Origin of the sequence: Bacillus mobilis (assembly GCF_001884045.1) — a bacterium.
Taxonomy (GTDB): Bacteria; Bacillota; Bacilli; order Bacillales; family Bacillaceae_G; genus Bacillus_A; species Bacillus_A mobilis.
On sequence record NZ_MACF01000093.1, the window covers coordinates 14,378 to 30,050 of the forward strand.

General features: G+C 36.3%; 13 protein-coding genes. 11 read left to right on the top strand and 2 right to left on the bottom strand.

What is annotated here, in order from left to right:
- The first annotated feature begins 19 nt into the window (after positions 1-19).
- The 9 genes from hutU (at position 20) to BAQ44_RS16395 (ending at position 11,709) form a co-directional block, all read left to right on the top strand.
- A complete protein-coding gene (hutU, locus tag BAQ44_RS16355; protein WP_029439737.1) occupies positions 20-1,678 on the top strand; it encodes a urocanate hydratase in 1,659 nt (552 codons plus the stop codon).
- A gap of 12 nt (positions 1,679-1,690) precedes the next feature.
- Positions 1,691-2,962, top strand: a complete 1,272-nt coding sequence (gene hutI / locus BAQ44_RS16360; RefSeq protein WP_071722416.1) for an imidazolonepropionase — start codon at positions 1,691-1,693, stop codon at positions 2,960-2,962.
- Positions 2,941-3,912, top strand: coding sequence for a formimidoylglutamase (gene hutG, locus BAQ44_RS16365; RefSeq protein ID WP_063262442.1), 972 nt, complete (start codon positions 2,941-2,943; stop codon positions 3,910-3,912). Before hutI ends, hutG begins: the two co-directional genes overlap by 22 nt.
- A 281-nt stretch (positions 3,913-4,193) precedes the next feature.
- Positions 4,194-4,655: a CarD family transcriptional regulator gene (locus tag BAQ44_RS16370; RefSeq protein WP_170956876.1), complete on the top strand. Its 462-nt coding sequence runs from the start codon at positions 4,194-4,196 to the stop codon at positions 4,653-4,655.
- 594 nt (positions 4,656-5,249) lie between these two features.
- Positions 5,250-6,377, top strand: a complete 1,128-nt coding sequence (locus BAQ44_RS16375) for an alkene reductase (RefSeq protein ID WP_071722421.1) — start codon at positions 5,250-5,252, stop codon at positions 6,375-6,377.
- Between the two features lie 67 nt (positions 6,378-6,444).
- The gene (locus BAQ44_RS16380; RefSeq protein WP_071722424.1) at positions 6,445-8,013 is read left to right on the top strand and encodes an FMN-binding glutamate synthase family protein; all 1,569 of its coding nucleotides are present in this window, start codon (positions 6,445-6,447) and stop codon (positions 8,011-8,013) included.
- 303 nt (positions 8,014-8,316) lie between these two features.
- Positions 8,317-9,795, top strand: coding sequence for a sodium/proline symporter PutP (gene putP, locus BAQ44_RS16385; RefSeq protein WP_071722426.1), 1,479 nt, complete (start codon positions 8,317-8,319; stop codon positions 9,793-9,795).
- A 341-nt stretch (positions 9,796-10,136) separates the two neighbouring features.
- Positions 10,137-11,081 carry a ring-cleaving dioxygenase gene (locus BAQ44_RS16390; protein ID WP_071722428.1) on the top strand — a complete coding sequence of 315 codons (945 nt, stop codon included), beginning with the start codon at positions 10,137-10,139 and terminating at the stop codon, positions 11,079-11,081.
- A gap of 19 nt (positions 11,082-11,100) precedes the next feature.
- Positions 11,101-11,709 carry an alpha/beta hydrolase gene (locus BAQ44_RS16395; RefSeq protein WP_071722430.1) on the top strand — a complete coding sequence of 203 codons (609 nt, stop codon included), beginning with the start codon at positions 11,101-11,103 and terminating at the stop codon, positions 11,707-11,709.
- A 44-nt stretch (positions 11,710-11,753) separates the two neighbouring features.
- Here the strand turns inward: BAQ44_RS16395 and BAQ44_RS16400 are convergent, their stop codons facing one another.
- Positions 11,754-13,286 carry a BA3702 family sensor histidine kinase gene (locus tag BAQ44_RS16400; RefSeq protein ID WP_061678561.1) on the bottom strand — a complete coding sequence of 511 codons (1,533 nt, stop codon included), beginning with the start codon at positions 13,284-13,286 and terminating at the stop codon, positions 11,754-11,756.
- A gap of 235 nt (positions 13,287-13,521) precedes the next feature.
- Between BAQ44_RS16400 and BAQ44_RS16410 the strand changes: the two genes are divergently transcribed.
- Complete coding sequence (locus BAQ44_RS16410; RefSeq protein ID WP_063262450.1) at positions 13,522-13,893, top strand: VOC family protein; 372 nt, start codon at positions 13,522-13,524, stop codon at positions 13,891-13,893.
- 20 nt (positions 13,894-13,913) lie between these two features.
- Here the strand turns inward: BAQ44_RS16410 and BAQ44_RS16415 are convergent, their stop codons facing one another.
- Entirely contained in the window at positions 13,914-14,723 is an 810-nt protein-coding gene (locus tag BAQ44_RS16415) for a YitT family protein (protein ID WP_000251342.1), read from the bottom strand.
- A gap of 126 nt (positions 14,724-14,849) precedes the next feature.
- On the opposite strand from BAQ44_RS16415, the gene BAQ44_RS16420 reads away from it, so the two are divergent.
- On the top strand, positions 14,850-15,671 hold the full coding sequence (locus tag BAQ44_RS16420) for a protein phosphatase 2C domain-containing protein (RefSeq protein ID WP_116758377.1): 822 nt from the start codon (positions 14,850-14,852) through the stop codon (positions 15,669-15,671).
- The last annotated feature ends 2 nt before the right edge of the window (positions 15,672-15,673 follow it).

Here is a 15,673-nt window from a genome sequence, read left to right on the forward strand (position 1 = left end):
AGAAAAGGGAGAGATTGAAATGGAAAAAGTAAAACAAACAATTCGCGCGCCAAGAGGTACTGAGTTACAAACGAAAGGCTGGGTTCAAGAAGCTGCACTTCGTATGTTAATGAACAATTTAGATCCGGAAGTTGCTGAAAAACCAGAAGAATTAGTTGTATATGGCGGAATTGGCCGTGCAGCTCGTAACTGGGAAAGCTATCAGGCGATTGTAGATTCATTAAAAACGTTAGAAAGCGATGAAACATTACTTGTTCAATCAGGAAAACCAGTTGCAATCTTTAAATCACATGAAGATGCACCTCGCGTTCTTTTAGCGAACTCAAACTTAGTGCCGAAGTGGGCGAACTGGGATCACTTCCGTGAACTAGAGAAAAAAGGTCTTATGATGTACGGACAAATGACAGCAGGTAGCTGGATTTATATTGGAACACAAGGTATTTTACAAGGAACATATGAAACGTTTGGAGAAGCTGCACGTCAACATTTCGATGGTTCATTAAAAGGTACATTAACACTTACTGCTGGTTTAGGTGGTATGGGTGGTGCACAACCTCTTGCTGTAACGATGAATGGCGGTGTTGTTATTGCTATTGATGTTGATAAGCGCAGCATCGATCGTCGTATTGAAAAGAGATACTGTGATATGTATACAGAATCGTTAGAAGAAGCATTAACTGTTGCGAACGAGTATAAAGAGAAGAAAGAACCAATTTCAATTGGTTTATTAGGAAATGCGGCAGAAATTTTACCAGAACTAGTGAAGCGTAATATTACGCCAGATTTAGTTACGGATCAAACATCTGCTCATGATCCATTAAACGGTTATATTCCAGTCGGTTACACATTAGAAGAAGCAGCGAAACTTCGTGAAGAAGATCCAGAACGTTACGTACAATTATCAAAAGAAAGCATGACAAAACATGTAGAAGCAATGCTTGCTATGCAAGCAAAAGGCGCAATTACATTTGATTACGGAAATAACATTCGCCAAGTTGCTTTCGATGAAGGTTTGAAAAATGCATTCGATTTCCCGGGATTCGTTCCAGCATTTATCCGTCCATTATTCTGCGAAGGAAAAGGACCATTCCGCTGGGTAGCACTTTCTGGTGATCCAGAAGATATTTATAAAACAGACGAAGTTATTTTACGTGAATTCGCTGACAATGAGCATTTATGTAACTGGATTCGTATGGCACGTCAGCAAGTTGAATTCCAAGGTCTTCCATCACGTATTTGTTGGCTTGGTTACGGTGAGCGCGCGAAATTTGGTCGCATCATTAATGAAATGGTTGCAAATGGTGAATTATCAGCACCGATCGTTATCGGCCGTGACCATTTAGATTGCGGATCAGTAGCATCTCCAAACCGTGAAACAGAAGCGATGAAAGACGGTAGTGATGCAGTAGCAGACTGGCCAATTTTAAATGCATTAATTAACAGTGTAAACGGTGCGAGCTGGGTATCTGTTCACCACGGTGGTGGCGTTGGTATGGGTTATTCACTTCACGCTGGAATGGTTATCGTCGCAGATGGAACAGAAGCGGCAGCGAAACGTATTGAGCGCGTATTAACTTCTGACCCTGGTATGGGTGTTGTTCGTCACGTTGATGCTGGATATGACTTAGCTGTGGAAACTGCGAAAGAAAAAGGCGTTAACATTCCAATGATGAAATAAGGAGGAGAAAACATGCTGGACACTTTACTAATAAATATCGGTCAATTACTAACAATGGATCAAGAAGATGGCTTGTTAAGACGGGAAGCGATGAACACGCTTCCTGTTATCGAAAACGGTGTGATTGGAATTGAAAACGGCGTAATTACTTTCGTTGGAACAGCGGAAGAAGCGAAAGGATTACAAGCGAAAGAAGTTATTGATTGCGGTGGGAAAATGATTTCTCCTGGTCTTGTTGATCCGCATACTCACCTTGTATTTGGTGGATCTCGTGAAAATGAAATCGCACTAAAATTGCAAGGAGTGCCGTACTTAGAAATTTTAGAACAAGGCGGAGGTATTCTTTCAACTGTAAATGCAACGAAACAGGCGTCGAAAGAAGAACTTGTTCAAAAAGCGAAATTCCATTTAGACCGTATGCTATCTTTCGGAGTTACAACTGTAGAAGCGAAGAGTGGTTACGGATTGGATGATGAGACAGAATGGAAACAATTAGAGGCAACTGCGCAATTGCAAAAAGAGCACCCGATTGATTTAGTTTCCACATTTTTAGGTGCTCATGCAGTTCCGAAAGAGTATAAAGGGAAATCAAAAGAATTTTTACAATGGATGTTAGACTTACTGCCAGAAATGAAAGAGAAGCAATTAGCTGAATTCGTTGATATTTTCTGCGAAACAGGCGTGTTCTCTGTCGAAGAATCAAAAGAGTTTTTATTAAAAGCGAAAGAGCTTGGCTTTGACGTGAAAATTCATGCAGATGAAATTGATCCTCTTGGTGGTGCGGAAGCAGCGGCTGAAATTGGTGCAGCATCAGCGGACCATTTAGTTGGCGCTTCTGATAAAGGAATTGAAATGCTTGCAAACTCTAATACAGTAGCCACTTTATTACCAGGAACAACTTTCTATTTAAATAAAGAAAGCTTTGCTCGTGGTCGTAAAATGATCGATGAAGGTGTTGCAGTTGCGTTAGCTACAGACTTTAACCCAGGTAGCTGTCCAACTGAAAACATTCAGCTTATTATGAGCATCGCAATGCTCAAGCTGAAAATGACACCAGAAGAAGTTTGGAACGCGGTAACAGTTAACTCTTCTTACGCAATTAATCGTGGGGACGTAGCTGGGAAAATTAGAGTTGGTCGCAAGGCAGATTTAGTTTTATGGGATGCTTACAATTATGCTTACGTACCGTATCATTACGGCGTAAGTCATGTAAATACAGTATGGAAGAATGGTAATATCGCATATACAAGAGGTGAACAAACGTGGAGCACGGCCACTATTTAAAGAAGAATGCAAAGTTTATCGATCGTGAAGTGACGAAATGGAGTGAAATGATTAAAGATTGGGAGGAAGGCGTGGAAATATTCGGTGCTGCCTTAATTGGAGCACCCCTTTCTAAACCATCTATTAGTCATTCAGGAGCGATCTTTGCTCCAAAAACAATTCGTGCGATGTTAGATGCATATAGCACGTACGCAATTACAGAAGAACATGATATGAAGGAAAGTGTTTTATATGATTGCGGTGATATTACGATGCATGTAACGGATATAAAAGAAAGTCATAACCGAATTGCGAAAACAGTTGGTCATGTAACGAAAGTAAATCCGAACATGATACCAATCGTTCTTGGCGGGGATCACTCGATTAGTTTTCCGAGTATAACAGGATTTGCAAACAGTAAAGGAAAGGTCGGGATTATTCAATTTGATGCCCATCATGATTTACGTAATTTAGATGATGGTGGCCCATCAAATGGTACACCGTTCCGTAGTTTACTAGAAAATGGTGTCATTACAGGAAAACAACTCGTTCAAATCGGAATTCGCAATTTTTCAAATGCGCGAGCGTACCATGAATATGCAAAAGAACATGGCGTGACAGTATATACAATGAAAGATGTACGAGAGCGAGAAATCAAAGATATTATCACGGAAAGTATTGAAGTATTAAGAAAGCAAGGCGTGACTTCTATTTATATTTCTCTTGATATGGACGTACTCGATCAAGCATTTGCACCAGGTTGCCCAGCAATTGGTCCTGGCGGAATGGATAGTACGACTTTACTTGATGCGATTGAATTTCTTGGTAAAGAACCGCTCGTTCAAGGGATGGATATTGTAGAGATTGATCCAACACTTGATTTTAGGGATATGACGAGCCGAGTAGCTGCACAAGTGATTATGAGTTTTCTTTTAGCAAGAGAGACAGTCCGTAAGCAGGTTAGTGTATAGGCGTGAAATTAATAGGGAATGTTTAATGATTCCGTATAAAAAACACATTACTACTTATATGTAGTAATGTGTTTTTATGTAAAAAGAGCAGGTGAAAGTAGCATGTATATATGTGTGGAAAAGTTAATAAGATTGCGGGTTTTTAGTGATATTTTACGAATTTATTTTCTTAGTTTGAAAGAATTGACATGAAAAATAATTTTATGATAAAATAAAAATTTTGCTAAAAAAATGAATGTGTGTTAAGATTGAGAAGGTTACCATATATGGAGGTGGATTATTTGTTTCAAATTGGCGATAACATTGTTTATCCAATGCACGGAGCAGGTATAATTAAAGCCATAGAAGAGAAGGAAATCGCAGGAGAAAAACAACAGTATTATGTTATAAAAATGTCGGGTAGTAATATGGAATTAATGATTCCTGCAGGGAGAATATTGAGCTCAAATATACGACCAGTTACGGATATAACGGCGATAGCACACATATTGGATATTTTTCAACATGGAGAATCTGATAGATTACTTACGTGGAAACAAAGGTATAAATTGAACACTGATAAAATAAAGACGGGTAAAATACAAGAAGGTGCTGAAGTTGTACGTGATTTATTACGTATGCAGAAAGAAAAAGCACTTAATGCAAGCGAAAAGAAAATGTTAGATAACGCACACGAATTTTTGATGAGTGAACTGGGATTAATTGAAGGTATCACAGAAAGTCAAATAAAAAGCTTTTGTTAAGATTCATTACAAATAATGTATTATATCCCAAAAAAGATTTTGAATTTTTTGGGAGCATAATTATAGAAAATTAATCATTTCAAAGACATTCAACTCTTTCAAACCACTTTTAGAGCATTAACCCCTTTTGTTATTACTACAATCAAATCCATTTTTATTTTTAAAATTCTTTACGAATGTTCGAAGTTTAATTAAACACTTCGATAGAATAGTTACTTGATTTTTGCAATCCTGATTCACACTGGCACGGACGAGGAGCCGTAAGGATGAAAGAGAGGTAGGGCTTTCATTGTTTTAGGTTTATAAGTTATTATTTTTAGGAGAATACTGAACCACTTTCACTTCTATTTTTAAAGTTTTTTATATGTGAAGAGACAATAATTGTTTATTTTCTTTATATAAAAGAGATTAATGAGTTGTCATCCATATACGGTAAACTAAAAAAGGTTTCCTTCCTAGGAAACCTTTTTTTATTTGTATCATTCTGTTTTTTTGATATTCGAATGTTTGATGGTAAAGGCGTATAAATTGACGTTACTATCTAAAAGTAAGTATGATGCGATTGTAGTAAGAATTTTTTTAGGGGGAAGAAAAATGACAAGTTCAAATAATAAAGCAGCAAGTATTTATGAAGGAACAAATATAAGTGCTTGGGGATTTTTTGAAAATATTGAAGAAACAAAGTTGTTCAATCCGATTCAAATTGGATCTTGGTCTCTTCGTAATCGCATAGCAATGGCACCGATGACGAGATGTTTCGCAAATCATGAAACGGGAGTAGTTGGTACTGATGTAGTCGAGTACTATAGAAAGCGTGCAGCTGATGGAGTTGGATTAATTATTACAGAGGGAATCGTCATTAGCCCAAGAGCAAAAGGAAATCCAGGAGTACCAGGAATTTATACACAAGAACAAATCGATTCGTGGAAGCCTGTTACAGAGGCAGTACATAAAGAAGGCGGAACGATTATTGCTCAAATATGGCATGTTGGACGTATGAGTCATCACGAAATAATTGGTGGGAAAATGCCACAAGCACCGTCTGCTATCGCTGCAGAGGGAAATGTTCCACGTTTTCGTAAACCGTTTGATACGCCAGAAGCAATGACGTTAGAAGAAATACAAGAAGTGATCGGTCAATACGCACAAGCTGCGAAGAATGCAATTGAAGCTGGATTTGATGGAGTAGAAATACACGGTGCACACGGATATTTAATCGATCAATTTACTTATGAGTTTGCAAATAAGCGTACTGATAAATACGGCGGAGACTTAAAGGAAAGGTTAACGTTTATGAAAGAAGTAACGGCGGCTGTAATAGAAGCTGTTGGAGCTAATAAAACACTTCTTCGTTTCTCTGCTTTCAAAGGTGATAATCCTACTTATATGTGGGAAAACCCTGAGCTTGCAATTGAAACGTTTGTAAATATGTTCAAAGAAGTTGGATTAACGATGATTCACCCTTCAACGATGAATTATACGGCAGTCATTGCTGACGGAAAGAATTTTCATCAATTAGTAAGAAAATATTGGGATGGTACGATCGTAGGAGTAGGGAATTTAAATCCGAAAGAGGCTGAAGAAGCGTTGCAAGAAGGAACGATTGATGTAGCGGCATTCGGAAGACCTTTAATTGCTAATCCAGATTTTGTTCATCGAATTAAAAATGCTGAAAGTTTAGTTGAATATGATGCGAAAGAGCATCTTGTTACATTAATTTGAATAAAGATAAAAGGAGAACACATCAGGTGTTCTCCTTTTATTATGGATTTTCATAGGAGGAAGCGGGATGAGTGAAACGCTACTCGTTATTATTAGTATATTGCTCTTATTCATGCTACTATTAATCATTTTTTTTATTATTACATTTTTTATTAAAAAACGGACACATCATTCTATATTAAAGCTACATCCATACTTAGGAAGGATGCGTTATTTACTTGAAAAGATAGGGCCGGAATTTAGGCAATATTGGTTTGATCATGATACGGATGGAAAGCCTTTTTCACGGTATGATTTTCAAAGTGTAATGTTTTTAGCAAAGTACCGTTCTGAAATACTTGGCTTTGGATCAAAACGAGATTTTGATACATCTGGTTATTATATTGCTAATACATTATTTCCGATATTAACAGAAGAATTAAGTGTGAATGTAGCGCAAGAACGTGAAGGGAAAAAGTATGTGATTCATAAAGAAGGGTTATTTTCACGAAGAGAAAAATTGACAGCGGATACAACGAATCTTTGGTTATATGAAGAAGATGATGCGGTTATCGTCGGTGAAAATCGTAAATATCCATGGAAACTGTATGGCATGTTTGGAGCATCAGCAACTTCTTACGGTGCGATTGGCGAAAATTATATATTAGCGAGTGGATTTGGTGCGAAGATGGCTGGTGGTTCGTGGATTAATACAGGGGAAGGTGGTGTAATACCAGAACATTTACATACAGGTGCAAATATCGTTGCGCAAATTGGTCCAGGATTATTTGGTTACCGTGATGAGGATGGTAATTTTTCAATGGAGCAATTCATGGAGAAAGCGAAAGAAAGGAATATTAAAGCATTCGAATTGAAATTTGGGCAAGGGGCTAAAATACGTGGCGGTCATCTAGAGGGACAAAAAGTAAATGAGAAAATTGCTTCTGTTCGAAATGTACGAGAAGGAGAAACGATTAATTCACCGAATCGATTTTCATTTTTAAATAATGCAGCAGATACACTTTATTTTATTCAGCAGTTGCAAGAAAACGGAGGTAAACCTGTCGGTATGAAAATTGTAATTGGACAGCAGGGGCCGTTGGAAGATTTATTCAAATCGATGAACGAGTTAAACATCTATCCAGATTTTATTACAATCGATGGTTCAGAAGGTGGATCAGGTGCAACGTATAAATCGATGGCAGATAGTATGGGGATGCCGCTTATTCCAGCGTTACTGACATGTATTGATACAGCGAATCATTATGGTGTTCGGGACAAATTCAAAGTGTTTGCCTCGGGGAAATTAATTACACCAGATAAAGTGGCAATTGCTTTAGCTATTGGTGCTGATGCTATAAATTCAGCACGCGGGTTTATGATGGCAAGTGGCTGTATTATGGCGCTTCAATGTAATTCGGGGCAATGTCCATCTGGTGTGGCGACGACGAATCCTCATTATCAAAAAGCGTTAGATCCGTATGAGAAGAAATGGCGCGTAATGAATTATGTTGTTAGTATGAGATATAGTTTGTTCTCACTTGCGGCAGCAGCGGGAGTAAAGAGTCCACGCCATTTAACGAGAGAGCATATTGTGTTTAAAGATGAGGTGGGGCGGGTGGTGCCTCTTTCGGAACTGTTTCCTACTAGTAAATAGAAAATAAGCTATGTTTAATAGATTAAAAGTCATACATTTGTATGGCTTTTTAATTTGGAAATTAGGAGTGAAAAAGTGCATGGTATATTTTCTGAATATTTTTACTTTAATTTATTTTAAAAGCCGGGTAATCCACTGGGATAAAGGCGTTTATAAAGGTTTTTACATGTAGTGAAATTGGCTTGTTCACTTGAAAGAACAAAAAATGTTTGTTAAGGTAGGGAACCATAAGCGAAAACAAGAAAATAGAAAAAGTCATCTTTCGAAATTTTGAATGGCTTATGTAACTAAGGGAGAGATTTGGTGAAGATTGAGATTATGGTTTCGCTTGCTATTTATATGGCAGGTATGTTGTATATCGGTTATTGGTCTTATAAGAAGACATCCGATTTATCAGATTATATGTTAGGCGGAAGGGGACTCGGTCCAGCAGTTACAGCTTTATCAGCTGGTGCTTCGGACATGAGTGGTTGGATGCTAATGGGATTACCTGGTGCGATGTATGCAACAGGATTATCAAGTGTATGGATTGCGATAGGTTTATTAATAGGTGCTTATGCAAACTATTTAATTATTGCCCCGCGTTTGCGAACGTATACAGAAGTGGCAAATGATTCAATTACGATTCCAGACTTTCTAGAGAATCGATTTAAAGATCGTACGAAAATACTTCGCTTTGTCTCCGCTATCGTCATTTTAGTATTTTTCACATTTTATGCGTCGGCTGGTTTAGTATCAGGTGGACGTTTGTTTGAAAACTCTTTCAACCTAGATTATAAGATTGGTTTATTTGTAACTGTCGGTGTCGTAGTTGCTTATACACTATTCGGTGGTTTTTTAGCAGTAAGTTGGACCGACTTTGTGCAAGGATGTATTATGTTTATTGCTCTTGTATTAGTGCCAATTGTTGCTTTTACAGATGTGGGCGGTGTAACAGAAACATTCAATACAATTAAACAAGTTGATGCATCGCATTTAGATATGTTTAAAGGGACTACAATTCTTGGGATTATTTCATTTTTAGCATGGGGTCTTGGGTATTTTGGTCAACCACATATTATTGTCCGCTTTATGGCGATTACTTCTATTAAAGATTTAAAAACTTCTCGTAGAATCGGTATCGGTTGGATGACGATTTCAATTATAGGTGCAATGCTTACTGGTCTAATTGGTATTGCTTATTACGCTAAAAATAATGCAACGTTACAAGACCCAGAAATGGTCTTTGTAACATTCTCAAACATTTTATTCCACCCGTACATTACTGGGTTTTTATTATCAGCTATTTTGGCTTCGATTATGAGTAGTATTTCCTCGCAATTACTTGTTATTTCAAGTGCAGTAACGGAAGATTTCTATAAAACATTTTTCCGTCGTGACGCAAGTGACAAAGAACTTGTATTTATCGGTAGGCTGTCAGTATTAGTAGTAGCTATGATTGCAGTTGCTTTAGCGTATCATCCAAGTGACACAATTCTAACACTTGTCGGTTATGCTTGGGCGGGATTTGGTTCAGCATTCGGACCCGCTATTTTATTAAGCTTATATTGGAAGAGAACGAACAAATGGGGCGTTCTTGCTGGGATGATTGTAGGTGCAGTAGTTGTAATTACTTGGGTACAAATTCCAAGTTTAAAAGCAACTATGTATGAAATGGTACCTGGATTCTTCTGTAGCTTATTAGCTATTATTGTTGTAAGTTTATTAACGAAAGAACCAGTGAAAGCAATTCATCGTGAATTTAATGAGATGGAAGCCGTGTTGGAAGAGGAAACGAAATAAATTGCAAAGAGAGTAAACTAAATTGGTGTTTACTCTCTTTTAATTAAAAATGAAAATAAGGAACTTGTTGACAACTAAAAGTAAGTAACTTATAATAAATTTAGGTTCAAGATAATTTGTGTTACGAATAAAGATTTCAGATGGAGTAAATATTTTTTTGAGGGTTATCTCGAATTCGAGATAATTCCGATAAGTTAGATGTTGATGTGTAATTTTATAATTAATATCTTGAATTCGAGATAAAATCGTAACGATGGATTTTACTTTGCAGTATGGACAAAATGAATAATGAATTTGAATGTATAAAAGTTTTTAAAATGAAATAAAAAGGGGCGGAGAAAATGGAAAAGAAAACGATGGGAATTCATCACATTACAGCAATCGTAGGACACCCACAAGAAAATGTAGATTTTTATGCTGGTCTGTTAGGTTTACGTTTAGTGAAACAAACAGTGAATTTTGATGATCCAGGCACGTACCATCTTTATTTTGGTAATGAAGGAGGGAAGCCCGGAACAATTATTACGTTTTTCCCATGGGCAGGTGCTCGTCAAGGCATTATTGGTGATGGTCAAGTAGGAATCACTTCTTATGTCGTACCAAAGGGCGCAATGGATTTTTGGGAAAATAGATTAGAAAAATTTGATGTTTCGTATACAAAAATGACTCGATTTGGAGAACAGTATTTAGAATTTGATGATCCACATGGTTTGCATATAGAATTAGTTGAAAGAGAAGAAGGCGAATTAAATAATTGGAGTTTTGGAGAAGTTACACCAGAAGTAGCAATTAAAGGATTTGGCGGTGCTGTTCTTTTATCTGCACAACCTCAAAAAACTGCTGAATTGTTAGAGCATGTTATGGGTCTTGAGAAAATTGGAGAAGAAGGTGAATTTGTTCGATTCCGTTCTTCTGCTGATATTGGAAATATTATCGACTTGAGATTATCAAAAATCGGGCGTGGTCAAATGGGTGTTGGTACAGTTCATCATATTGCTTGGAGAGCGAGTGATGATGCTGATCAATTAGATTGGAAAGAGCGTGTGTCTCGTTTTGGATATCACGTAACGCCTGTACAAGATCGAAATTATTTTAACGCAATTTATTTTAGAGAACACGGCGAAATCTTATTTGAAATTGCAACAGACCCTCCTGGTTTCGCTCATGACGAATCGTTAGAGACGATGGGTGAGGAATTAAAGTTACCGGAGCAATATGAAACACATAGAAAACAAATTGAACAAACACTTTTACCATTTGAAGTGAGAAATTTAGACGAAAAGTGATTGAAAGGGGAAAAAGATTATGATGAAACATGTTTTTCAAAAAGGAAAAGATACGTCAAAACCAGTGTTGTTATTACTGCATGGTACAGGTGGTAATGAATTAGATTTATTACCACTTGCAGAAATAGTTGATCCGGAAGCATCTGTATTAAGTGTTAGGGGAAATGTATTAGAAAATGGCATGCCACGTTTCTTCCGTAGATTGGCAGAAGGCATTTTTGATGAAGAAGATTTGATTTTCCGTACGAAGGAATTAAATGAGTTTTTAGATGAAGCTGCAAAAACATATGAATTTGATAGAAATAACATTGTAGCTATCGGTTATTCAAATGGAGCAAACATTGCTGCAAGCTTATTATTCCATTACGAAAATGCATTAAAAGGCGCTGTGCTCCATCACCCAATGGTGCCTAGAAGAGGAACACAATTACCTAATTTAGCAGGGAAATCCGTGTTTATTGCTGCTGGGACAAATGATCCGATTTGTTCATCAGCAGAGTCAGAGGAATTGAAGGCATTATTAGAAAGTGCAACTGCAAACGTAACAATGCACTGGGAAAATAGAGGGCATCAATTAACAATGGGTGAAGTAGAAAAAGCAAAAGAATGGTATGACAAAGCACTTTAAAAAAGAAGCATCTGCTAACAATTAGCAGATGCTTCTTTTATTATTTACGACTGAATCGCAAGATGAGATGAAGAAAGTGGCAATTGAATATCAACGATTGTACCTTGATTTAATTCGCTTGAAATGTGTAATTTACCATGATGTTCCTCAATTATTTTGTAACACATCATTAATCCTAGTCCAGTTCCTTTTTCTTTTAAACTATAAAACGGTTCGCCTAGACGAGAGATACGATCTTCTGGGATACCGCAACCTTCATCAATAATCCGTATTAAAATGAAAGTATCATCAAATGGTTTTGTTTGGATGTAAATATTTCCGCCATTTGGCATCGCTTCTATCGCATTTTTTAATATGTTTATAAAAACTTGTTTTAATTGGTTACCATCACACTGAATATCATGTTTGTAATCAAAATGATCCATAATGATATGGACACTATGCATAATAGCAGTTGGTAAAATAAATGTAACTACTTCTTCAATTAAAGTTTGTATGTTACAAGTTTGGATAGATAATACTTGTGGTTTAGACATCGCCATAAATTGACTTGTAATAGATTCCATCTGTGAAATCTCACTTAACATAACATCGATATACCATTTCTGCTCCTCATTGATTTCAGGGAGTAGCAATGTTAGAAAACCTTTTAGAGAAGTGAGTGGATTTCGAATTTCATGGGCAATTCCAGCTGTCAGTTGTCCGACTACTGCGAGCTTTTCTGATTTTCGTAATAACTTTTCTGTTTCTTTAAGTTCGGTAACGTCTCTACCCATTACGATAAGACCCTTACGCGAGCCGTCAGGATGATAGAGAGGAACTTTCGATATACTTAAGATTAAGTCGAAATCATCTCTATGAATAATAAATTCCTCACCATGAAGAATTTGTCTTTGTTGCCACGCTAGTTCATCAACTTCTTCACAATGTAAAAAAGCTTCTCGGTACGCTTCATTATATTGAATGAGTTCACTATCTTTTTTCCCGTGGTAAGGTACATGGTGGAAATTGAAGCAAGAAAGTGCGTAATCATTTGCTTCAAGCCAGCGCCCTTCATGATCCTTAAATATAACGAACGCAGGCATGGAGTTCACTAATGTACGTAATCTCTTCTCGCTTTCTTTTAGCATGTTCTCAATTCTTTCTGATTTTTCAAGAGGCTTCATAATGGCATATACGCCAGTTAGACGATTTTGGACAAATATAGGAACTAGTTTAGTCACGACGTCTAATAAGAATCCATTTTTATGATAAATAGATAACATATACTCTTGTTGATTATCCGCTTTAGTATTCTTTATATTTTGTAATACTTGCTCAGAAATATGAGCTTCTAAAATAGAGGTAATATTTTTCTGTTCTAATTCTAAAGAAGTGTAACCTAATATTCTTTCGACAGAAGGGTTCGTATGTAGAATAACTCCCTCTAAGTTCAATGAAATAATACTATCAGGATTGTGCTCGAACAGAGATGCGTACATTTCTGCTGAAGAACGATCTTGTATATGGTTTCGCAAACGTCCAGAAATGTTCAGATGACGTTTTCTTTGAAATGATGAATATTTTTTACGACTCATAATAGTTCCTCCGTACAAATAGCATCTAAAAAGATTTGTCTATTCATAACTATAATATAGATGCAATGTATATTTCTATAAAAAATGGAAGTTATATAATAAATTTTGTTTTCTTTATTTTGGAAAAGTGCGTATAGGGTGGTAATAAGGGGAGCTTATATTGTTTTATAAAGCATTTGTAAGTTACAGGAGTAGGTTTTCCTTATAATATTAGGATAGAAGAGGGGGAGAGAAAATGAGAAATTATATTCAAGGTATTGATCATGTACAAGTAGCTGCGCCTGTAGGGTGTGAAGAAGAAGCACGAGATTTTTATAGTAATAAAATTGGTATGGAGGAAATCCCGAAGCCAGAGGAATTAAAGAAGCGCGGTGGCTGTTGGTTTAAGTGTGGAAATCAAGAGATTCATATTGGAGTTGAGCAAAACTTCAATCCAGCTAAAAAAGCGCATCCGGCTTTTTATGTTTTAAAAATTGATGAATTTAAAGAAGAGTTAATAAAGCAAGGTATTGAAGTAATAGATGATCATGCACGACCAGATGTAATTAGATTTTATGTGTCAGATCCGTTCGGAAATCGAATTGAATTTATGGAAAATAAAAACTAGGTAGAAATCCACCTAGTTTTTTAACCTTTTCTAAACAATCCTAATACTTCAACCGTTTCTGTAATGTTAACGAATGCATGAGGATCAATTTCAGAAATTGTTAATTTCATACTTGCTAATTCTTCACGAGAAACGACTGTCATAAGTACACGTTTCTTTTCGCTGGAATAAGCACCTTCGCCATCAAGTAATGTAATTCCACGTACAACAGTTGAAAGAAGTTGTTTTTTCATTTTTTCTGCTTCATTTGTTACAATCATAAGTGTAACCTTCCGATGTTTCGTATGAATAGCATCGATAACTTTACCAGTTACATAAATGGAAAGTAAGCTTGTAAGAGCAACATCCCAAGTGAAGAAGAATCCTGCAATGATTACAACGACTGCATTTAAAATAATAAGGAATCCGCCAAGTTTAATGTCACGTTTGCGAGACAACAACATACCGATAATATCAAATCCACCAGTTGATCCATTACAGTTAAAAACAAGACCGATACCAGCTCCGGCAATGACACCACCAAAGATAGATGATAAAAGTGGATCTGTTGCTACGACTTTCACTGGAACATAGTATAATGCAACAGATAATACAATAACAGAGATAACAGTGTTAAAAATTACTTTTTTTCCAAGACCTATGTATCCTAAAATAAGGATAGGTAAGTTTAATACGAAGTTAATAATACCTGTGTTTACAGGAGTTACAATCCCTAAAATAATAGCAATTCCGCCAATTCCACTACTTAAAATTTTGTGGGGGATAAGGAAAAGATTAAAGGCAATTGCAATAATAATAGAACCAATAATAACACCAAGAAATCTGACCATCTCTTTCCCGTCCTTCACTAAAAAATTCATATTATTTCAAGATTATATATGATATTGAAAGTTTTGGGTAAAAACAGTTTATTTCGGAAAATTAGATTAATCAAAAGAATTCGAGTATTTTATCATTTGAAAGGGGATACAGTTGTGAAGATAAAAACATATCAACAGAAAAGCCCGTTGAAGCAAGAATGTGAGGATTCTTATTTTTGTAATGAAGAAAAAAAGATTTATGGTGTATGTGATGGGGCAACACCACTCGTCCCGTTTCATGATGAAAAGGGACATAATGGAGCATACATCGCTTCACATTTATTTGCAAGTTATTTTGCTTCATTACGCGAAACTCATAGTTTACCAGTTGCCGTCGCAAAAGCAAATGAAGCATTGCAAAGCAAAATGTTAGAATATGAAGTAGACACAAGAAAGAAAGAGCATTTGTGGTGTACATGTATCGCGGCCGTTCAAATAGATGGTGAGAAAATCGAATATGTACAGTTAGGGGACTGTATGATTGTCGCAATACTTCAAAATGGAACGATGCAAGTATTAACGAAAGACACAGTCGAAGGAATTAGTAAACGAGCAAAAAAGAAGAGAGAAGAAGATCGTAAAAAAGGGTTATCTGTACCAGAAGAACATGTTTTTCAAGATGTGAAAGAACAGTTAAAATACAATCGTTATCTTGCAAATATACAGGATGGATATTCCGTTGCAAATGGAATGAAAGAAGCGATACATTATTTACAACATGGGGAATTACATATAGATGAAGTGAGCGGGATTTTTATTTGTTCAGACGGATTATTTCACCCAGATTGGCCACTCGAACAAACTGTTGCATATATAAGAAAGAATAGTATAAGTGAATATATAGCAATTATTGAAGAACTAGAAGGGAAAAAGAGAATAAGGCCAGATGATAAAACAATCATGATCATTGATTTGTAAGG